The sequence below is a fragment of the Corynebacterium sp. 335C genome, from assembly GCF_053525695.1.
This window is the reverse complement of record NZ_JASTTB010000001.1, coordinates 1,116,981-1,136,222: the sequence shown is the minus strand read 5'-3', so window position 1 is coordinate 1,136,222 and position 19,242 is coordinate 1,116,981. Positions and strand designations below refer to the sequence as shown.

At 75.6% G+C, this 19,242-nt stretch carries 16 protein-coding genes; 11 read left to right on the top strand and 5 right to left on the bottom strand.

All coding sequences use genetic code 11. From position 1 onward, the window contains the following. The first annotated feature begins 228 nt into the window (after positions 1 to 228). Together shbA and QQS41_RS04805 are read left to right on the top strand one after the other, a co-directional pair. Positions 229 to 804 (top strand): RNA polymerase sigma factor ShbA, encoded by a 576-nt coding sequence (gene shbA, locus QQS41_RS04810; RefSeq protein ID WP_448851983.1) that lies wholly within the window; start codon positions 229 to 231, stop codon positions 802 to 804. Beyond that, a complete protein-coding gene (locus QQS41_RS04805) occupies positions 801 to 1,919 on the top strand; it encodes a hypothetical protein (RefSeq protein WP_448851521.1) in 1,119 nt (372 codons plus the stop codon). Before shbA ends, QQS41_RS04805 begins: the two co-directional genes overlap by 4 nt. A 73-nt stretch (positions 1,920 to 1,992) precedes the next feature. Here the strand turns inward: QQS41_RS04805 and QQS41_RS04800 are convergent, their stop codons facing one another. After that, entirely contained in the window at positions 1,993 to 2,391 is a 399-nt protein-coding gene (locus QQS41_RS04800; protein ID WP_448851520.1) for a DUF5319 family protein, read from the bottom strand. A gap of 162 nt (positions 2,392 to 2,553) precedes the next feature. Between QQS41_RS04800 and guaB the strand changes: the two genes are divergently transcribed. Both guaB and QQS41_RS04790 read left to right on the top strand, forming a co-directional pair. Then, entirely contained in the window at positions 2,554 to 4,083 is a 1,530-nt protein-coding gene (gene guaB / locus QQS41_RS04795) for an IMP dehydrogenase (RefSeq protein ID WP_448851519.1), read from the top strand. A 149-nt stretch (positions 4,084 to 4,232) separates the two neighbouring features. Beyond that, positions 4,233 to 5,381 (top strand): GuaB3 family IMP dehydrogenase-related protein, encoded by a 1,149-nt coding sequence (locus QQS41_RS04790; RefSeq protein ID WP_448851518.1) that lies wholly within the window; start codon positions 4,233 to 4,235, stop codon positions 5,379 to 5,381. A gap of 136 nt (positions 5,382 to 5,517) precedes the next feature. Here QQS41_RS04790 and QQS41_RS04785 read toward each other — a convergent pair whose 3' ends face one another. Then, positions 5,518 to 6,516 carry an EamA family transporter gene (locus QQS41_RS04785; RefSeq protein ID WP_448851517.1) on the bottom strand — a complete coding sequence of 333 codons (999 nt, stop codon included), beginning with the start codon at positions 6,514 to 6,516 and terminating at the stop codon, positions 5,518 to 5,520. Between the two features lie 211 nt (positions 6,517 to 6,727). Here QQS41_RS04785 and QQS41_RS04780 point away from each other — a divergent pair, with 211 nt between their 5' ends. Both QQS41_RS04780 and guaA read left to right on the top strand, forming a co-directional pair. After that, entirely contained in the window at positions 6,728 to 8,602 is a 1,875-nt protein-coding gene (locus QQS41_RS04780) for an FAD-dependent oxidoreductase (RefSeq protein ID WP_448851516.1), read from the top strand. Positions 8,603 to 8,708: 106 nt separating this feature from the next. Then, positions 8,709 to 10,280: a glutamine-hydrolyzing GMP synthase gene (gene guaA / locus QQS41_RS04775; protein WP_448851515.1), complete on the top strand. Its 1,572-nt coding sequence runs from the start codon at positions 8,709 to 8,711 to the stop codon at positions 10,278 to 10,280. A gap of 122 nt (positions 10,281 to 10,402) precedes the next feature. On the opposite strand, the gene QQS41_RS04770 is transcribed toward guaA, so the two are convergent. Further along, complete coding sequence (locus tag QQS41_RS04770; RefSeq protein WP_448851514.1) at positions 10,403 to 11,317, bottom strand: MetQ/NlpA family ABC transporter substrate-binding protein; 915 nt, start codon at positions 11,315 to 11,317, stop codon at positions 10,403 to 10,405. Between the two features lie 241 nt (positions 11,318 to 11,558). Between QQS41_RS04770 and QQS41_RS04765 the strand changes: the two genes are divergently transcribed. The 3 genes from QQS41_RS04765 to QQS41_RS04755 all read left to right on the top strand — a co-directional run bounded on the left by QQS41_RS04765 (position 11,559) and on the right by QQS41_RS04755 (position 14,629). Continuing rightward, a complete protein-coding gene (locus tag QQS41_RS04765; protein WP_448851513.1) occupies positions 11,559 to 11,882 on the top strand; it encodes an antibiotic biosynthesis monooxygenase family protein in 324 nt (107 codons plus the stop codon). 273 nt (positions 11,883 to 12,155) lie between these two features. Continuing rightward, entirely contained in the window at positions 12,156 to 13,016 is an 861-nt protein-coding gene (locus tag QQS41_RS04760; RefSeq protein WP_448851512.1) for a hypothetical protein, read from the top strand. Next, positions 13,013 to 14,629: a DNA polymerase Y family protein gene (locus QQS41_RS04755; protein ID WP_448851511.1), complete on the top strand. Its 1,617-nt coding sequence runs from the start codon at positions 13,013 to 13,015 to the stop codon at positions 14,627 to 14,629. Before QQS41_RS04760 ends, QQS41_RS04755 begins: the two co-directional genes overlap by 4 nt. Positions 14,630 to 14,653: 24 nt before the next feature. On the opposite strand, the gene QQS41_RS04750 is transcribed toward QQS41_RS04755, so the two are convergent. Further along, positions 14,654 to 15,436 carry an AMIN-like domain-containing (lipo)protein gene (locus tag QQS41_RS04750; RefSeq protein WP_448851510.1) on the bottom strand — a complete coding sequence of 261 codons (783 nt, stop codon included), beginning with the start codon at positions 15,434 to 15,436 and terminating at the stop codon, positions 14,654 to 14,656. A gap of 138 nt (positions 15,437 to 15,574) precedes the next feature. Between QQS41_RS04750 and QQS41_RS04745 the strand changes: the two genes are divergently transcribed. After that, positions 15,575 to 16,576, top strand: a complete 1,002-nt coding sequence (locus tag QQS41_RS04745) for a sucrase ferredoxin (RefSeq protein WP_448851509.1) — start codon at positions 15,575 to 15,577, stop codon at positions 16,574 to 16,576. Positions 16,577 to 16,763: 187 nt separating this feature from the next. Continuing rightward, the gene (locus tag QQS41_RS04740; RefSeq protein WP_448851982.1) at positions 16,764 to 18,506 is read left to right on the top strand and encodes a DUF222 domain-containing protein; all 1,743 of its coding nucleotides are present in this window, start codon (positions 16,764 to 16,766) and stop codon (positions 18,504 to 18,506) included. A 96-nt stretch (positions 18,507 to 18,602) separates the two neighbouring features. Here the strand turns inward: QQS41_RS04740 and QQS41_RS04735 are convergent, their stop codons facing one another. Further along, positions 18,603 to 19,235, bottom strand: a complete 633-nt coding sequence (locus QQS41_RS04735; RefSeq protein WP_448851981.1) for a methionine ABC transporter permease — start codon at positions 19,233 to 19,235, stop codon at positions 18,603 to 18,605. Positions 19,236 to 19,242: the final 7 nt, after the last annotated feature.

Here is a 19,242-nt window from a genome sequence, read left to right as displayed (position 1 = left end):
GCGGGCACATGCGAGCGAACGCGCATATTAGGATTTCCGGGACGGGGATCCCCGGCGGATCCCGGCGACGCGCACCGGCGGGCCCGCCCCGTGCGCCAGGAGGACGACGCCGACGGGAGGTGACGCGGAGCCATGAACGCGCCGCATCACGATCCCGGCACGGGCCGCCGCGCCCCGCACCACCACCGGGCGCCGGCGCCGGACCCCCGCGAGGCCCGCGAGACGCGGCTGGCGGAGGAGGAGCGGGAGCTCGCCGGCCTGTGGCCGGCCGCCGCCGGAGGGGATCGCCGCGCCGCCGAGCGGCTCCTGGCCCTCATCCACCCGCACGTCGTGCGGTACTGCCGGGCGCGCCTCGGGGCGGACGGGCCGACGGCGGCGGACGACGTCGCCCAGGAGGTCGGCCTGGCGGTGCTCGGCGCCCTGCCGCGCTACCGGGACACGGGCCGGCCGTTCCTGGCGTTCGTCTACGGCGTCGCCGCCCACAAGGTCGCCGACGCCCACCGCGCCGGCGGCCGCGACCGGTCGCAGCCGGTGGAGGAGGTGCCGGAGGAGCCCGCACGCGACGGCCTGCCGGAGGACGCCGTGATGTCCGTCGCAGCCGGTAACGAAGTGCGCAGGCTTCTCGATTCCCTGAGCGAGAGGTCCCGGGACATCATCATCCTGCGGGTGTTCGAGGGGCTCAGCGCGGAGGAGACCGGCCGCATCGTCGGCGCGACCCCCGGTGCGGTGCGCGTGGCGCAGCACCGGGCGCTGGCGAAGCTGCGCGGGATCCTGGAGAAGGAAGCGGAGGAGGGACGTTCATGACCGAGCGGACGAACGGCGGCGGCGGGCCCGTCGGCCGGATGCCGGATCGCGAGGAGCTGGCGCTCGACGACGCGTTCCTCGACGCCCTCGCCTGCGGCGACTCGGACGCCGTCGGCGCCGGCAGCTGCGGCACCGATTCGGCGCTGGCCGATCTGTTCGCCGCCGCGGCCGTCCGCGCCGACGGGCCGATGCCCGCCCCGCCGGCCCTGCCCGCGGACTGGGCGCCGGAGGCGGACGCGGACGTGGACGACGCGGTGACCGCCGCGTTCGCCGCGGTGCCCGCGGATGCGCGTGACGACGGGACCCGCGGCGCGGACGCCGGCGGATACGCCCCGGCGGGGGGCTCCGTCACCCCGCTGCGCCGCCCGCGCCGCGGCCGCGGCGGGGACGCGGACCGGGTCGCCGGCATCCCGCTGCCGGGCCGGCTGACGACGGCGCTGCTCGGCGCCGCCGCCGCGTCCGTCCTCATCGTCGGCGGCCTGTCGGCCATCGTCTCCGCCCAGCCCGGCGGCGTGCTGTGGCCGGTGCGCCAGCAGCTGACCGGCCAGGACTCCGTCACCGTGGAGCTCGCCGCGACCCTGGAGCACGCCGACGCCGCCGCCGGCGCCGGCGACGCGGAGGAGGCCCGCCGCCTGATGGCCTACGCCGAGCGGCTGCTGGCGGAGGTCGACGCCCACGACCGGGACCGCATGCACGCCCAGGTCATGGAGACCAAGGAGCGCATCCGCTACGTCGTCGTCCCCGGGGACACCGAGACCACGACCGTCACGACGACGAGCGACCGCACCGCGCCGCGCGAGACGGAGACCCGCACCGTCCGCGAGACCGTCACCGAGCAGGCCACCGTCACCGTCACCGAGCGGCCGGCCCCCGCGCCCGCCCCGGACGCCGGCGGCGCGGCCCCGGCACCCGGCGGCGAGGATCCCGTGTCCGGGGAGCCGCTGCGCTCCACGACGCCGACGGTCCCCGCGCCCCCGTCGGTCGCCAACGCCCCCTCTCCGGCCACGTCGGAGCCGGCGTCCCGCTCCGCGGGACCGTCCGCCGAGGACGTCGCCGGCGGCATCGCCGACGCGGCCGAGTCCGCCGGCGCGGCGGCCGCCGACTACGTCAACTAGGACGGCGGCCCCGCCGGGCGCACGGCGCGGCCGCGGCGCGGGTGCCGTCGTCACGCACCGCGAACCGCGGCGCCTACCATGGACGGCGGCGGCGACCCGCGGTGCGCCGCCCGTCGACGAAGCCCGCGCAGTAGTCCCACGGCGCGTAGCGCTCCACCTCCGGGTCCATCCCCGGCTCGTGCACCGGCGACGGCACCCCGGCCAGCAGCGCGGCGTAATGATCCTCGAGGACCTGCCACGGGTAGTAGTGCATCTCGTCGCAGTCGTCGCACGGCATGGCCACGCCCAGGAAACCCTCCGGGCCCATCACCGAGCGGAACAGGCGCACCGCCTCCAGATCCTCGGCGACCTCCGCCCGCTCCTCTTCGTCCAGCACCTCGACCGGATCGTCGGGCTCGAGGAGATGCGACGGGTCGTTCGGATCGCCCTCGAACGGATCGAGCGGCATGGAGGACCAGAAATCTCGGCTCACGCGCCCGACCATAGCCGCACCCCGGACACCCGCCGCCGTCGCCCCCGCCGTGGACTCCGATGCCGCCCATGTCGGACGGGGCGATAAGGTTGTGGACACGACGGGCCCGCGGCGGGAGAACCCGCGGCCCGGAACCAGCGGCGCGACCAGGAGGGCACCTACATGACCAACCCCACCGGCATCAGCCTCGGCGGCGACGACCCGGGCAAGATCCCGCTCATCGGCCTCACCTTCGACGACGTCCTGCTCCTGCCGGACGCCTCCGAGGTCATCCCGTCCAACGTCGACACCTCGACCCAGCTGACCCGCGAGATCCGGCTGAAGACCCCCATCGTCTCCGCGGCGATGGACACCGTCACCGAGGCGCGCATGGCCATCGCCATGGCCCGCCAGGGCGGCATGGGCATCCTCCACCGCAACCTGTCCGTCGAGGACCAGGCGCAGCAGGTCGAGATCGTCAAGCGCTCCGAGGCCGGCATGGTCTCCAACCCCGTCACCTGCTCCCCGGAGGAGACGATCGGCGAGGTCGACGAGAAGTGCGCCCGCTACCGCATCTCCGGCCTCCCCGTCGTCGACGACGAGGGCGTGCTGGTCGGCATCTGCACCAACCGCGACATGCGGTTCGAGAACGACCTGGGCCGCAAGGTGAAGGACGTCATGACGCCGATGCCGCTCGTCGTCGCGGAGCAGGGCGTCTCCGGCGACGCCGCGCTGCACCTGCTGCGCACCCACAAGGTCGAGAAGCTGCCGATCGTCGACGGCGAGGGCAAGCTCACCGGCCTCATCACCGTCAAGGACTTCGTCAAGCAGGAGCAGTACCCCGACGCGGCGAAGGACGGCTCCGGCCGCCTGCTCGTCGGCGCCGGCATCGGCACCGGCGAGGACTCCTGGAAGCGCGCCGGCGCCCTCGTCGACGCGGGCGTCGACGTCCTGGTCGTCGACACCGCCCACGCCCACAACCGCGGCGTGCTGGACATGGTGTCCCGCGTGAAGAAGGAGTTCGGCGACCGCGCCCAGATCATCGGCGGCAACCTCGCCACCCGCGAGGCCGCGCAGGCGATGATCGACGCCGGCGCCGACGCCATCAAGGTCGGCATCGGCCCCGGCTCCATCTGCACCACCCGCGTCGTCGCCGGCGTCGGCGCCCCGCAGATCACCGCCATCATGGAGGCGGCCGTCCCCGCGAAGAAGGCGGGCGTGCCGATCATCGCCGACGGCGGCATGCAGTTCTCCGGCGACATCGCCAAGGCCCTCGCCGCCGGCGCGTCGTCCGTCATGCTGGGCTCCCTGCTCGCCGGCACCGCCGAGGCGCCGGGCGAGACCGTCGTCGTCAACGGCAAGCAGTACAAGATGTACCGCGGCATGGGCTCCCTGGGCGCCATGCAGGGCCGCGGCCTGACCGGCGAGAAGCGCTCCTACTCCAAGGACCGCTACTTCCAGGCCGACGTGAAGTCCGAGGAGAAGCTGGTGCCGGAGGGCATCGAGGGCCGGGTGCCGTTCCGCGGCCACCTCGACGCCATCGTCCACCAGCTCGTCGGCGGCCTCCGCGCCGCCATGGGCTACACCGGCTCCGCGACCATCGAGGAGCTGCACGACGCGAAGTTCGTGCAGATCACCGCGGCGGGCCTGCGCGAGTCGCACCCGCACGACATCCAGATGACCGTCGAGGCCCCGAACTACTACCAGCGCTAGGCGCACGGCGGCGCGGCGGCCCGGCGACCGCCCCGGACACGGGCCCGGCGCCGGGCCCGCGCCGGGCCCGCGCCGGGTCCGCGCCCGGCGCCGCCGCGCCCCGGCACCCCAGCACCACCGCACCATCGCAAAGGAAACGCGAAGCACACATGCGTGACGTCGTCGAAATCGGCATCGGCCGCGAGGCCCGCCGCACCTACGAGCTCTCCGACGTGGACATCGTCCCGTCCCGCCGGACCCGGTCCTCGAAGGACGTGGACACCTCCTGGCGCATCGACGCCTACGACTTCGGCATCCCCGTGATGTCCCACCCGACCGACGCCATCGGCGGCCCGGACTTCCTCGGGGAGTTCGACCGCGCCGGCGGCCTGGCCGTCCTGAACGGCGAGGGCCTGTGGGCCCGCCACGCCGACGCGGAGGAGAAGGTGAAGGAGGTCGTCGCCGCCGCGGAGGGCAGCAGCGAGGCCGGCATCCCCGACGCCGCCGCCGTCAACCGCGTCCTGCAGGAGCTGCACGCCGCGCCGATCGACGTCGACCTGCTGTGCGGCCACGTCACCGCCATGCGGGAGGCCGGCATGACCGTCGCCGTCCGCGTCAGCCCGCAGCACTGCCGCGAGCTGACCCCGGCGCTGGTGAAGGCGGGCATCGACCTGCTCATCATCCAGGGCACGCTCATCTCCGCGGAGCACGTCACCGCCGAGGGCGAGCCGCTGAACCTCAAGGACTTCATCGGCGGCCTCGACGTGCCGGTCATCGCCGGCGGCGTCGTCGACTACCGCACCGCCCTGCACCTCATGCGCACCGGCGCCGCCGGCGTCATCGTCGGCCCGGGCGACACCACCACCCCGGACGCGCTCGGCATCTCCGTGCCGATGGCCACCGCCATCGCCGACGCCGCCGCCGCGCGCCGCGACTACCTGGACGAGACGGGCGGCCGCTACGTCCACGTCATCGCCGACGCCGACCTGGAGACCGCGGGCGACATCTCCCGCGCCATCGCCTGCGGCGCCGACGCCGTCGCGCTCGGCTCCCCGCTGGCGCTGGCGAAGGAGGCGCCGGGCGCCGGCTGGTACTGGCCGTCCGTCGCCGCGCACCCGAAGCTGCCCCGCGGCCTCGCCTCCCGCGCCGCCGTCGACGTCGCCGACGACGAGCTGCCGTCCCTGGAGCAGGTCCTCAACGGCCCGACCGCCAACCCGTTCGGCCTCGAGAACCTCATCGGCGGCCTGCGCCGCACGATGGCCAAGTGCGGTTACACCGACGTGAAGTCGTTCCAGCGCGTGGAGCTGGCCGTCCGCTAGGACGTGGCGCCGCGCACCGTGCACCGCCGTGCACCGCCGCGCATGACGACGCCCCGGGCCCGATGCGGGTCCGGGTCGTCGTCGCGCGCGCGGGAGGCGCCCCGCGGGGGATGGTTCGCGCTCAGCCGTCCCGCGCTCAGCTCTCCTCTGCGGCTTCCTCCTTCGCCGCCGCCCGCCGGCGCCGGCCCGTCGCCGTCACCCCGGCGCTGGCGCAGATGACCAGGATGATGGCGGCGGCCTCGGTGAGCCCCAGCACCTGGCCGAGGACGAGGAAGCCGGCGAGGGCGCCGAAGGCGGGTTCGAGGCTCAGCAGGATGCCGAACACCGACTGCGGCAGACGGCGTAGCGCGGCGAACTCCAGCATGTAGGGGATGAGCGACGACAGCAGCGCGGTGCCGAGCGCCAGCAGGACGACGCCGGGGGACCAGTCGGCCGTCGCGGCGGGGACGGCGCCGAACGGGGCGAGCAGCACCGCGGCGACGAGGAACGCCGCGGCCAGCCCGCCGGTGCCGGGCAGCAGCGCCCCGACCTTCGCGCCGGCGGGGATGTACAGCGCCCAGAACGCGCCGGCGACGAGCACGCAGGCGACGCCCACCGGGTCGAGCGAGGTGCCGCCGGTGAAGGACCCGAGGCCCAGCAGGCCGACGCCGGCGAGCGCCATCGCCACCCACAGGAAGTCGAGGGCCCGGCGGGACAGGAACGCGGCGAGCAGCAGGGGCCCGAGGAACTCCAGCGTCACGGCGGCGCCCAGCGGGATGCGCTGGATGCCGGCGTAGAAGAAGCCGTTCATGCCCGCCAGGCCGAGGCCCATCAGCCAGACGGCGCCCCATTGGCGGCGGTTCCACGACAGCACCTTCGGCCGGGCGACGACGGCGAGGATGGTGCCGGCGACGGCGACGCGCAGCACCGAGGCGCCGGCGGCGCCGGTCCACTCCATGAGGTGGGTGGCCAGGGCGGCGCCGAACTGCAGCGACGCGCAGGAGCCGAGCACGAGCAGCACCGCGGAGGCGGGGAAGCCGGCGCGGCGGTCGGCGGCGACGGCGGCGGGGTCCGCCGGGGATTCGGCGGCGACGGAGGGGCCGGGGCCGGATGCGGCGGCGGCAGCGGCGTCGCCGGGGGAGGGGGTGCGGTCCATTCCCGCCATTATTCCGCCCCGCCGCCCGCTCCCCGTGCGCGGGTCGTCGCGTGACGACGGTTCCCTGGTCCGATCGCGTCCGCGCATGTGCGCGCATGCGAAACCGGGAAACGGGGGACGGGGCCCACCGCCCGGATATATCGTGACCGAAATCCCCTCGCGGTCGCCCATGCCGCGGGGACCGGCCCACGAGACGACTGGAGGAACGGCCATGGCCGCGTTGCGGAAGCCCGGACGATGGAGGAGGAAGGGGACGACGGCGGACGGCGGCGGTGCGCCGCGGGAGGGGACCGTCGCACAGCACACTCGGGAGAGGGGTGCCGCGGGCAAGCGCGCGGCGGACTCCGGGGGCCTGGACTACGACGTCATCGTCGTCGGATCCGGGTTCGGCGGCTCCGTCTCCGCGCTGCGGCTGACGGAGAAGGGCTACCGCGTCGGCGTCATCGAGGCCGGCCGGCGGTTCGAGGACCACGAGTTCGCGAAGACCAGCTGGCGGCTGCCGCGCTACGTGTGGGCCCCGAAGATCGGCCTGTTCGGCGTGCAGCGCATCCACCTGCTGAAGGACGTTATGATCCTCGCCGGCGCGGGCGTCGGCGGCGGCTCCCTCAACTACGCCAACACCCTGTACAAGCCGCCGTCGCCGTTCTTCCGCGACCCCCAGTGGGCGGACGTCACCGACTGGGAGGAGGAGATGGGGCCGTACTACGAGCAGGCGAAGCGGATGCTCGGCGTCGTCGTCAACCCCACCGTCACCCCGGCGGACCGCGTCATGCGCGAGGTCGCGGAGGAGATGGGCGTGGGCGGGACGTTCGTGCCGACGCCCGTCGGCGTCTTCTTCGGCGCCAAGACCGGCGGCGAGGGCGCGCCGGGCGAGACGGTGCCCGACCCGTACTTCGGCGGCGCCGGCCCCGACCGCACCGCGTGCATCGAATGCGGCGAGTGCATGACCGGCTGCCGCCACAACGCGAAGAACACGCTGCTCAAGAACTACCTGCACCTCGCCGAGCGCGGCGGCGCCGAGATCCTCGACCGCACCACCGTCACCTCCCTGCGGGAGACGGGCGGCGGCGCGTGGGAGGTCGGCGTCGAGACGACCGGCGCGTGGGGCCCGTTCAAGCGGCCGCGGACGCTGACGGCCGGGCAGGTCGTCGTCGCCGCCGGCGCGTGGGGCACCCAGAACCTGCTGCACCGGCAGAAGGAGGACGGCAACCTGCCCGCCATGTCCGACCGGCTGGGCCACATGACGCGCACGAACTCGGAGTCCATCGTCGGCGCCATGCGGCGCACCGTCGACCCGGACAACGACTACTCGTCGGGCGTCGCCATCACGTCGTCGTTCTTCCCGGAGCCCGACACGCACATCGAGCCGGTGCGCTACGGCAAGGGCTCCAACGCCATCGCCCTGCTGCAGACCCTCATGACCGACGGCGGCCCCGGGGGCCCGCGCTGGTGGAAGCTCATCCGCCAGGCCGTCGCGCGCCCTCTGGACGCGCTGCAGATCCTGTACATCCGGCGGTGGTCGGAGCGCACGATCATCTCCCTGGTCATGCAGAACTCCAACAACTCCCTGACGACGTCCCTGCGCCGCGTCGGCCCCTTCCGCGCCCTGACGTCGTGCCAGGGCGAGGGCGAGCCGAACCCGTCGTGGATCCCCGCCGGCAACGAGGCCACCCGCCGCGTCGCCGCGAAGATCGGCGGCATCGCCGGCGGCACCTGGGGCGAGATCTTCAACATCCCGCTGACGGCGCACTTCATCGGCGGCTGCCCCATCTCCTCGTCGCCGGAGCGCGGCGTCGTCGACCCGTACAATCGCGTGTGGGGGCATCCGACGCTGCACGTCGTCGACGGCGCGTCGATGCCCGCCAACCCGGGCGTCAACCCGTCGCTGTCCATCACCGCCATCGCCGAGCGCGCCATGGCGCTGTGGCCGAACAAGGGCGAGGGCGACGCCCGCCCCGCCCAGGACGGCGGCTACCGGGAGCTCGACCCGGTCGCGCCGCGGTCGCCCGTGGTGCCGGCGCACGCCCCGGCGGCGCTGGACCTCGGCATGCCGCGGCGGCGGACGCCGGCGGGCGCGGGCGCGTAGGTGCGGGGTGCGCGCGGGGTCGCGTGACGACGGCGCCCGCGCGGCCCGGGACGCCGCGCGCGCGGCCGGGGGCGGCCGCGTCGCCCGCCCTGATAAGCTGGCCGACGTGTCCGACCAGGTAAACCACCCCGTTCTCGTCGTCGACTTCGGCGCGCAGTACGCCCAGCTCATCGCACGTCGCGTGCGCGAGGCGAACATCTACTCCGAGGTCATCCCGCACACCGCCACCGCGGAGGAGGTGCGCGCGAAGAACCCGCGCGCGCTGATCCTCTCCGGCGGCCCGTCGTCCGTCTACGCCGACGGCGCCCCGTCCCTGGACCCGGAGGTCCTGGAGCTGGGCGTGCCGGTGTTCGGCATCTGCTACGGCTTCCAGGCCATGACCCGCGCGCTGGGCGGCACCGTCGCCGCCACCGGCGAGCGGGAGTACGGCCGCACCCGCATGACCGTCGCCGAGGGCGAGGGTTCGCTGCACGCCGGCGCCCCGGCGGAGCACGAGGTGTGGATGAGCCACGGCGACTCCGTCACGGAGGCGCCGGAGGGCTTCACCGTCACCGCCTCCACCCCGGGCGCCCCGGTCGCGGCGTTCGAGTGCCGCGAGCGCCGCATGGCCGGCGTGCAGTACCACCCGGAGGTCCGCCACTCGCCGTACGGCCAGGAGGTGCTGGAGCGCTTCCTCGTCGACATCGCGGGCCTGGAGGCCGACTGGACGGCGGCGAACATCGCCGAGGAGCTCATCGAGCAGGTGCGCGAGCAGGTCGGCGACGGCCGCGCCATCTGCGCCCTGTCCGGCGGCGTCGACTCCGCCGTCGCCGCGGCGCTGGTGCAGCGCGCCATCGGCGACCGACTCACCTGCGTCTTCGTCGACCATGGCCTGCTGCGCCAGGGCGAGCGGGAGCAGGTGGAGAAGGACTTCGTCGCCGCGACCGGCGCCCGCCTCATCACGGTCGACGACGCCGACGTGTTCCTGGAGGCCCTCGACGGCATCACGGACCCGGAGACGAAGCGCAAGACCATCGGCCGCGAGTTCATCCGCTCCTTCGAGCGGGCCGTGGCGCAGGCGCTCGACGGCGCGCCGGAGGGCGAGACCGTCGACTTCCTCGTCCAGGGCACCCTGTACCCGGACGTCGTGGAGTCGGGCGGCGGCTCCGGCACGGCGAACATCAAGAGCCACCACAACGTCGGCGGCCTGCCGGACGACGTGGAGTTCACGCTCGTCGAGCCGCTGCGCCTGCTGTTCAAGGACGAGGTCCGCGCCGTCGGCCGTGAGCTCGGCCTGCCGGAGGCCATCGTCGGCCGCCAGCCGTTCCCGGGCCCGGGCCTGGGCATCCGCATCATCGGCGCCGTCGACGCGGAGCGGCTGGACACGCTGCGCCGCGCCGACGCCATCGCCCGCGAGGAGATGACGGCCGCCGGCCTCGACGACGTCGTGTGGCAGTGCCCGGTGGTGCTGCTGGCGGACGTCCGCTCCGTCGGCGTGCAGGGCGACGGCCGCACCTACGGCCACCCGATCGTCCTGCGCCCCGTGTCCTCCGAGGACGCCATGACGGCGGACTGGACGCGCGTGCCGTACGACGTGCTGGAGCGCATCTCCACGCGCATCACCAACGAGGTGCCGGAGGTCAACCGCGTGGTGCTGGACATCACGTCGAAGCCCCCGGGAACCATCGAGTGGGAGTGACGCACGCGGCGACCGCGTGACGAGGGCCCCGTCGCAAAGCAGCAGATTGTGCTTTGCGACGGGGCCCTCGGCCGTCCGCGGCGACCCCGCGCGGGCGACGGTCGCCCCGGGGCGCCGGGCGGCTACCGCCCGGCGGCGTCGTTCTCGGTGCGGAGCTTCTCGATGAGCCCGTCGAGGATGCCCTTCAGCTCCTCGCGGGACTTCTTCACGGACACGGAGGTGAAGCCGGTGTCCTCGGCGACGGCCTCCTGGACCTCGGGGGAGTGCCACAGCTCGGCGAGGCGGTTGATGGCGGTGTTGTCCTCGTCGCCGGCGCGGGTGACCCACACGTTGATGTAGGGCTCGGTGGCCGGGTCCTTCGGGTCGTCGGCGGCGATGGCGGTCGCCGGGTCGATGCCGGCGCGGTCGATGAAGTTCTGGTTCACGACGGCCGGGGTGCCCTCGCCCCACACGACGGCGGTCTGCGTCGGGTCGACCTGGTTGACGGAGACGCGCGACTCCTCCTGGACGATGTCCGCCGGGGTCGGGGAGATGGGCGCCCCGTCGCGGAGCGTCACGAGGCCCGCCTGCTCGAGGACGCGGATGGCGCGGCCGCCGTTGGTCGGGTCGTTCGGGATGGCGACGGTCTCGCCGTCGATGCCCTCGGTGGAGTCGTGGCCCTTCCAGTACAGCGGCAGCGGGAAGATCTCGGTCGAGGCGATCGGGACGAGCTCCTGGCCGGTGCCCAGCTGGTTGTCCGCGAGGAACAGGAGGTGCTGGTACTGGTTGGCGTCGATGGCGCCCTCGGCGAGCGCGCGGTTCGGGGTGACGTAGTCGTTGTAGTGGACGAGCTCGAGGTTGATGTCCTCGGCCGCCGCCTTCTCCTGCAGCACGGGCCACTGCTTCTTCGCGGAGTCGGTGACGCCGAGGCGGACGGTGGTGACGCCGGACTCGTCGGCGACGGGGCCGCCCTCCGGGGTGGAGTTGGCGCCGCAGCCGACGAGGGCGGTGGCGGCGAGCGCGGTGGCGGCGAGGGCCTTCGCGAAGCGGGTGCGCATGTTGGGGTGTTCCTCCTGCGGTCGGCCCGGTCCGGTGCGCGCGGGGCGTGCGTCGTGTGCACGGCGAGCGTCTAGACCAAGCTGTCTGTGGTGATGCCGGGAACGCTATCACCGCGCCGGGGCGCCGCGGAAACGAGGTGCGTGCGGGGTTCGCGCGGAGGGTTGCGCGAGGTCCGCGCCGGGTTCGCGTGACGACGTCTCCCGCTGCGGCCCCCCGCCGGGCGCGCGTACGATCCGGGGCATGAGCATCGTGAAGATCAACGCCATCGACGTCCCGCAGGGTGCCGGCGAGGAGCTGGAGCGCCGCTTCGCCGCCCACGCCGGCCACATCGAGAACCAGCCCGGCTTCGAGGGCTTCCAGCTGCTGCGCCCCACCGGCGAGGCCGAGACCCGCTACTTCGTCCTCACCCACTGGGCCGACCAGGAGTCCTACGACGCCTGGCGCACCGGCCAGGGCTACGAGAAGTCCCACCCGAAGTCGGAGGAGGGGCAGCGCCCCGTCGCCACCGGCTCCCAGCTGCTCGAGTTCGACGTCGTCGTCGACGTCGCGGGCTCCGGCAAGTAGCCGCTTTTTCGGGGTGGGGGCGGAAACGCCCTGCCCGCACCCGTTTTCGAGACCCGGTCCGGCATCGTCCGGACCGGGTTTCCGCATGTCCGGGGCCGTGAACTGGGCGGTTGCCGGGCGTTGTGGGGATCGAATAGGTTTTCGAATGTGTGGCGCCCGGGCGTCGCCCCGGGGGATAGCCTGCGGGGCGTGAACCGGCGCCGGGGAGGCCGCCGGACGGAAGGCGGCCGGAGGCAGCCGACGGTTCGGCGGCGGACGGCGAGGAGGTGCGGGATGGCGGCGCAGGGCGCGCGGGCCGTGGAGGCCCCGGACGTCCGCGGGCTCGACCGCGGCGCCGCCGTCGAGGCGCTGCGCCGGTCCATGGCCCGCATCGGCGCCGCGCCCGTCGACGGGTTCGGCGGGGGCGGCGGGGCCGGGGCGGCGGCCGCCGTCACGCATGCCGAACCCGGGGACCGGCCGCCGGCGACGACCCCCGCGGCGGCGGGCGGGCGCGCGCTGCCGGTGCCGGAGGGGCTGGCGGACGTGCTCGGCGGGTGCGTCGTCCGCGGCGGCGTCACGTCGGTGGAGGCCGCCGGGATGGTCGTCGCCGGCGTCGTCGCCGCGGTCACCGCCGGCGGCGGGCACGCGGCGCTCGTCGGCGTGCCGGAGCTGCTCGCCGCGCCCGTCGCCGAATGCGGCGGGGACCTGTCGCGCATCCTCGTCGTGGAGGAGCCGGGGGCGTCGCCGCTGGAGATCCTCGCGACGCTCGCCGACGGCGTCGACCTGCTCGTCGCCGCCCTGCCGCGCACCCCGCCGCCGTCGCTGACGCGGCCGCTGATGGCGCGTCTGCGCCGGTCCGGGGCGGCGCTGCTGCACGTCGGCGCGGCGTGGCCGGGCGCGGTCGCCGCGGTGTCGTCCCACGTCGCGGCGGTGCACGGGCTCGGCTCCGGGCACGGGCGGATCCGGGCGGTCGAGTACGCCGTCGCCGCCGAACCCGCCGGGATGGCCCCGCGGCGCGGCACGTGGATCGTCGGCGACGCCGACGCGGTGCCGGGGCGCGGGGAGGCGGCTGCGGCGGAGGCTGCGGATGCTGGTGCGCCGGAGGCGGCGGAGGCGCTGCCCGCCGGCGTCGTGCCCCTGCGGCGGGCCCGATGAGGGCCGTCGTCCTCTGGCTGCCCGACTGGCCGGTGCAGGCGCTGCGGCTGGCCGGGGGCGCGGCCGGGGCGGTCGGGGGCGCGGCGGCGTCGCCGCCCGACCCGCGGGCGGCGGTCGCCGTCGTCGACGGCGCGACCGTCGTGGCGTGCTCCGCCACGGCGCGCAGGAGGGGCGTGCGCCGCGGGATGCCCCGTCGTCACGCGCAGGCGGCGTGCCCCGACCTCGCGGTGGCGGACGCGGACCCGGCGCGCGACGCGGCGATGTTCGAGCCCGTCGTCGAGCGCGTTCACGGCGTCGCCGCGGGCGTCGAGGCGCTGCGGCCGGGGCTCGTCGCCGTCGGCGCCGCCGCGCCCGCCCGGTACCACGGCGGGGAGGAGCGGGCGCTGGAGCTGCTCGCCGACGCCGCCGCCGTCGCCGGGGCCGACTGCCTCCTCGGCGTCGCGGGGCAGGTGCCCGCCGCGGTGCTCGCCGCCCGCCGCGGCGCCGTCGTCCCCGAGGGTCGCGACCGCGAGTTCCTGGCGACGGTCCCCCTCGCCGAGGCCGCCGCCGAAGTCGCCCTCGGCCTGCCCGACGACCTCGCGGAGGCGTGGGGGAGGCTCGGGCTGCGCACCCTCGGCGACGTCGCCGCGCTGCCCGCCGCCGACGTCGCCGGGCGCTTCGGCGCCGAGGGCGCCCGCTGGCACCGTCTCGCCCGCGGGGAGGTCGAACGCGGCGTCTCCCCGCGCGTCCCGCCCCGCGATCTCGCCGTCCGCCACGTCCCCGAGGAGCCGCTGGAGCGCGTCGACGCCGCCGCGTTCGCCGCCCGCGCCCTCGCCGCGTCGCTGCACGCGAAGCTCCGCGACGGCGGCTGGGCGTGCACCCGCCTCGCCGTCACCGCCCGCTTCGGCGACGGCGACGAGGTCACGCGGACGTGGCGGTGCGCCGGGCCGCTCGCCGAATCCGCCACCGCCGACCGCGTGCGCTGGCAGCTCGACGGGTGGCTGGGGGCGCGGGCCGCAGGTGGCGCGGGGGAGCGTGACGACGGCTCCGGCCGCGGCATCGTCGCCCTCGAGCTCGACCCCTTCGACGTCCACGTCGCCGGGACGATCCGGGAGGCGCTGTGGGGCGGCGCCGACGAGGCGTCCGAACGCGCCGGCCGGGCGGCGGCGCGGGTGCAGGGGCTGCTGGGGCCGGACGCCGTCGCAACGCCCGTCGACGTCGGCGGCCGCGGCCCCGCCGAGCGCATCGCCCTCGTGCCGGCGGGGGAGAAGGCGCCCCGGAAACGCGGCCCGTGGCCGGGGCGCGTGCCCTCCCCGTCGCCGGCGACGGCCCCCGCCGACGCGGCGCGCCACCCGGCGGCGCGGGCGGCGCTGCTCGACGCGGGCGGGGAGGCCGTGCAGGTCACGGGGCGCGGCACCGTCACCGGGGAGCCCGCGTGGCTGGAGCGCGGCGGGCGGAGCCTGGCCGTCACCGCGTGGGCGGGCCCGTGGCCCGTCGACGAGCGGTGGTGGGTGCCCGACGGCGGCCGGCGCGCGGCGCGGATGCAGGTCGCCGTCGACGGGCCCCGCGGCCCCGAGGCGCACCTGCTCATCGGCCACGCCGGGCGGTGGCGCGTCGAGGGCACCTACCGGTAGGGGAGGGCTTCGGGCGGGGCGGGGCTAGCCCTCCGTCTGGACGTCGATGACGATGCGCTGCGGATCCTCCAGGTGCAGCACGCGGAACGGGCGGCGCTCGCCCTTGATCGAGATGACGTACTGCGCGTCGCCCTCGAACATGCCCTCGCCCTGCACCTGCACCACGGCGCCGGTGCGCTCCGGGGTCAGCGTGCCGACGGTCAGATCCTCGACGCCCAACTCGAACGGGTAGCCGACGCCGCGGACGTACAGCACGAGCGCCTGGTCGCCCGGGTGCTCGATCGGCAGGCCGCGGCCCTGCTCGGCCGGCGTCTGCTCGTAGCCGACGTGGTAGCCCGCGAGGCCGTCGCCGGACAGCTCCACGACGATGCGGTCGTAGCCCTCGTGCGCCCCGGCGCGGACGTCCGTGACGGCGAAGCCCGAGCCCTCCGGCAGGACGTCCTTCGTCTCCATGGAGAACGGCTCGTCGGTGGCGTCGTCGTCCAGCGCGACGCGGTCGCCCTGGGAATCGGCGCCGGTCCCGTCCTTCGCCTCGTCGCCGTCCTTGCCGGAGTCCCCGCCGTCATCCGAGGTCTCAGAGTCCTCGCCGTCGCCCGCGCCGTCGGCGTCCTCGCCCGCGGACGGGTCGGCGGACGCGCCGCCGGCGGCCTCGTTCGCCTCCTTCAGGGAGACGGCGCCGCGGTTGTCCTGGCCGGCCGACTCCTCGCCGGAGGCGGTGCCGCACGCGGCGGCGAAGGCGAGCAGGCCCGCGGCGGCCGCGGCGGCGGCGATGCGCAGGGGACGGCGGGTGCGGGTCGTGGAGCTCATGGCCCCGATTATCCCGGAGAACACCGCCCACCTGCAACGCACGGGGCTGATGTGACGCGAGGGACGTCGTCACGCAAACGCTGAACCCCCTGAGCGGTTGCGCGATGACGTGAACGCGGGGGTTGGTAGGCTGGGGACATGGCCGATGCGACCGGCGCCTGCTCCGACTCCTGCGCCCCGCGGCGCCGGACGCGGAAGCGCCCGCCGCGCTGCGCCGACGTGTCGGCGGCCGCCGCCGAACCGCTGCCCGGCACCGCCAAGGCCGCGCGGCTGTTCATCCTGCTCGAGCACACCTCTGGGTGGAGCCGCGACATCCTCGACGGCGGCGTCTTCGGCGACGGGGACACCGCGCGCATCGAGGCATGGCTCGCCGAGCGCGGCGGGGCGCTCCAGCTCATCCGGAAGCCGGGGCGGCTGGGGCAGATCGAATGCGCCGGGCTGACCGTCTTCGTTGCCCATTGCCCGCCCGACGTCGACGGGCCCGGCGGCGCGTGGATGGAGCAGCTCACCGTTGCCGACCTCGACGGGCTGCTGGGCCTCGACATCCGCCTCGGCCGGCCCACGCCCGGCGGTCGCCGCGTTCACCACCCGCTGATGCTCGTCTGCACCCACGGCAAGCGCGACGTGTGCTGCGCGGTCAAGGGCCGGCCCATGGCCAAGCACCTCAACGACGTCTACCCGGGCCTCGCCTGGGAGACGAGCCACTCCAAGGGCCACCGCTTCGCGCCGACGATGATCCTGCTGCCCGGCAACTACAGCTACGGGCGCATCCCCGAGGACGTCGCCGTCGAGGTCCTCGAGGCCGCCGCCGAGGGGCGCCTCGACCCCGCCGGCTGCCGCGGCCGCGGCACGTGGTCCGCGCAGGGGCAGGTGGCGGAGCTCGCGGTGCGGCAGCGGATCGGTGCGTGGGGGCTTGACGACGTGATCCGCGCCGGCGTGGGCGGCGGCGGCGGGGATGGTGCCGGCGGGGATGGCGCCGGGGGTGGTGTCGTTGATGCCTGGTGCCTCGTCGAGCTCGCCGACGGGCGACGGTTCCGGGTGGGGCTGGAGCGCGTCGTCACGGAGGGCGTCATCTCCAGCTGCGGCGACGAGCCTGGCCCGAAGAAGGGCTGGCGCGCGGCGTCGGTCGAGGAGCTGTAGCGCGGGCTGCCGCGGCCGGGCGGCCCGGGTAGCCCGGGTGTGGTCCGGTGCCGGAACCGGGTGCTGCGGCCCTGTGCCTCCGTCGGCAGCCGCAACCTTGCGTTCATTCGGAGTTGGTCGGATGTTCGCTTGCCGGTTCGAACGTGCGTGCTAATATGGGGTTCATCGGAGCGGGGAGGTGAATCCGATGGGGGAGGGCGTCGACGACGGCGGCACCGGGGGCCGCGGCGGCCGCGAGGGCGCGCTGCGCGACGCGGTCGCGCGGTTCGCGGAGGCCGCCGAGGGGCTCGCGGAGCTCGACGGCGCGTGGGCGTCGGTCGAGGGCGCCGACCGCGACGGCCTCTACCGGGACCTCGAGCGCGCCCGCGCCCGCCTGACCATTGCCGACGCCGGCTACCTGTCCGCCCGCGGCAAGCGGGGCGTCGTGTCGGACGGGGACGCGGCCGTCGCGGCGCTCGCCCGCACCGCCTACGTCTCGCGCGCCGAGGCCCGCCGCCGCATCCGCGCCGCCCGCCGCGTCCAGGACGAGGACGCGGTGCCGCAGTCGGAGCCCGTCGCCCGCGCCCGCGTCCTGCCCGCCGTCCGGGCCCGCGTCGCCGAGGGCGCGGCGGGGCCGGACGCCATCGAGATCGTCGACCGCGAGCTGGACAAGCTGCCCGCCAAGGCCCTCGAGCTGGTGCGGGCGGCGGACCCGCACATCGCGGACCTCATCGGAAAGATCGACGTCGACGATCTGCGGGCGCTCGGCACCATGCTGCGCGCGATGCTCGGCCTCGACGACCCGTACACGGACGAGGACCGGGCGCGCCGCCGCGGCCTCGACCTCTCGGGCCCGGACCCCGACAACATGCGCCGCCTCAGCGGCTGGGTGACGCCGGAGTTCTCCGCCATGATCCTCCGCCTGTGGGCCGACCACGCCCGCCCCGGGGCGCTGCTGCCCGACGGCACGCCCCCGGCCGCCGACCGCCGCAGCGCGCGCCAGCGCCGGCACGACGCACTCATGGCCGCCGTCGGCGCGGGGTACCGCCCGGCGTGGGAGGACGCGGTCGCCGCCGGGTCCGGGGATGCGCGTGACGACGGCGACCCCGCCGGCCCCGCGCCCGCGCCCGGCGGCGACGGTGGTGGGTCGGAGGGGACGGGCGGCCCGGGCATCGGCCCCGACGACGTGCCCCCGCCGCCGGCGGCGCCGCTGCGGCCGGGCCGGGGCGCGGGCACCGTCGTCGCGTACATGGGCGTCGACGAGCTCGCCGCCCGCGCCGGGGTCGCCGTCACCGACGTCGGATCGACCATCAGCGTGCCGTCGGCGCTGCGGTTGGCGTCGGCGTCGAACGTCTTCCTGTCGGTGCTCGACCTGCGCGGCCAGACGATGTGGTTCGGCCGGTCGCGGCGCACCGCCTCCCTGGCGCAGTACCTGGCGCTCGGGGCGGAGGAGGGGTGCTCCTCGGCGCCCGGCACCGGCGCGCCGCCGGCGATGTGCGACGTCCATCACGTCCATGCCTGGGGCAACGGCGGCGGGACCGACATCCGAAACCTCACGCTCGTCGACCGCCGGTTCCACGGCACCATCGACGATGACGCCGCCGACCGCAACCGGTGGTGGAGCCGCCCCGGCCCCGACGCCGCGGGCGGACCGCCTGGACCACCCGGGTCGCCCGTGGGGCCCTCGTCGCACGGGCCGGACGAACCTCCCGGCGGAGCCCCCGTCGCACCGCCACCGGACCTCCCGTCCGGCGCGCCCGCGGACCCCGGCGACTCCACGAAGGTCCTGTGGATCCCGCCCGCGCCCGTCGACCCCGGGCGCCGGCCCCGCGTCAACGTCCACCCGGGGAACCGGTTCGCGCCGGGTGCCGTCGTCAGGCGACGGGGCGCCGGCCGGCCCCCGGATCGCGGACGCCGCGGCGGCCCCGCGCCTCCCGGGGATGACCCGTGACCCGTGGCCCGGGTCGGGGAGGGGCGGAACCGCCGCGGCGCGGATGCCGTGCGGGTGCCGGGGCGGGGCCCGGCGTGCCGTGCGGCGCGGCCTGCGTCAGCGGCGCATGACCTTCTTCGCCAGCCAGTTGCCCAGCAGCTGGGCCAGCTGGACGATGATGATGATCACGACGGTCGCGACCAGCGTCACGTTCCAGTCGAACGCCTGGTAGCCGTACGTGATGGCGAAGTTGCCCAGGCCGCCGCCGCCGATGTAGCCGGCCATCGCCGACATGTCGACGACCGCGATGAACGCGAACGTGTAGCCCAGGATCAGGGGGCCGAGGGCCTCCGGGATGATGACGGTGCGGATGATCCGCCACGGCCCGGCGCCCATCGCGCGGGCCGCCTCGATGACGCCCGGGTCGATGGACATGAGGTTCTGCTCGACCAGGCGGGCGATGGCGAACGTCGCCGCGATGGACATGACGAACAGCGCCGCCTCGGTGCCGATGGTCGTGCCCACCGCCAGGAGCGTCAGGGGGCCGATGGCCGTCACCAGGATGATGAACGGGATCGGGCGCACGAGGTTGATGACGAAGTTCAGCAGCGCGTGCACCGGGCGGTTCGCCAGGATGCCGCGGGAGCGGGTGGTGTACAGCAGCACGCCCATCGCGCCGCCGACGATGCCGCCGATGAGCATGGCCAGGATGACCATGTACAGCGTCTGCACGAACGCCTCGCCCAGCATCGGGGTG

Excerpts from the sequence above, each read along its gene's own strand:
- QQS41_RS04755 (WP_448851511.1), top strand. The coding sequence starts at position 13,013 with ATGAGGGCCGTCGTCCTCTGGCTGCCCGACTGGCCGGTGCAGGCGCTG.
- QQS41_RS04745 (WP_448851509.1), top strand. The coding sequence starts at position 15,575 with ATGGCCGATGCGACCGGCGCCTGCTCCGACTCCTGCGCCCCGCGGCGC.
- QQS41_RS04785 (WP_448851517.1), bottom strand. The coding sequence starts at position 6,516 with ATGGACCGCACCCCCTCCCCCGGCGACGCCGCTGCCGCCGCCGCATCC.
- guaB (WP_448851519.1), top strand. The coding sequence starts at position 2,554 with ATGACCAACCCCACCGGCATCAGCCTCGGCGGCGACGACCCGGGCAAG.
- QQS41_RS04770 (WP_448851514.1), bottom strand. The coding sequence starts at position 11,317 with ATGCGCACCCGCTTCGCGAAGGCCCTCGCCGCCACCGCGCTCGCCGCC.
- QQS41_RS04805 (WP_448851521.1), top strand. The coding sequence starts at position 801 with ATGACCGAGCGGACGAACGGCGGCGGCGGGCCCGTCGGCCGGATGCCG.
- QQS41_RS04790 (WP_448851518.1), top strand. The coding sequence starts at position 4,233 with ATGCGTGACGTCGTCGAAATCGGCATCGGCCGCGAGGCCCGCCGCACC.
- QQS41_RS04780 (WP_448851516.1), top strand. The coding sequence starts at position 6,728 with ATGGCCGCGTTGCGGAAGCCCGGACGATGGAGGAGGAAGGGGACGACG.
- QQS41_RS04750 (WP_448851510.1), bottom strand. The coding sequence starts at position 15,436 with ATGAGCTCCACGACCCGCACCCGCCGTCCCCTGCGCATCGCCGCCGCC.
- QQS41_RS04760 (WP_448851512.1), top strand. The coding sequence starts at position 12,156 with ATGGCGGCGCAGGGCGCGCGGGCCGTGGAGGCCCCGGACGTCCGCGGG.
- QQS41_RS04735 (WP_448851981.1), bottom strand. The coding sequence starts at position 19,235 with ATGCTGGGCGAGGCGTTCGTGCAGACGCTGTACATGGTCATCCTGGCC.
- QQS41_RS04740 (WP_448851982.1), top strand. The coding sequence starts at position 16,764 with ATGGGGGAGGGCGTCGACGACGGCGGCACCGGGGGCCGCGGCGGCCGC.
- QQS41_RS04765 (WP_448851513.1), top strand. The coding sequence starts at position 11,559 with ATGAGCATCGTGAAGATCAACGCCATCGACGTCCCGCAGGGTGCCGGC.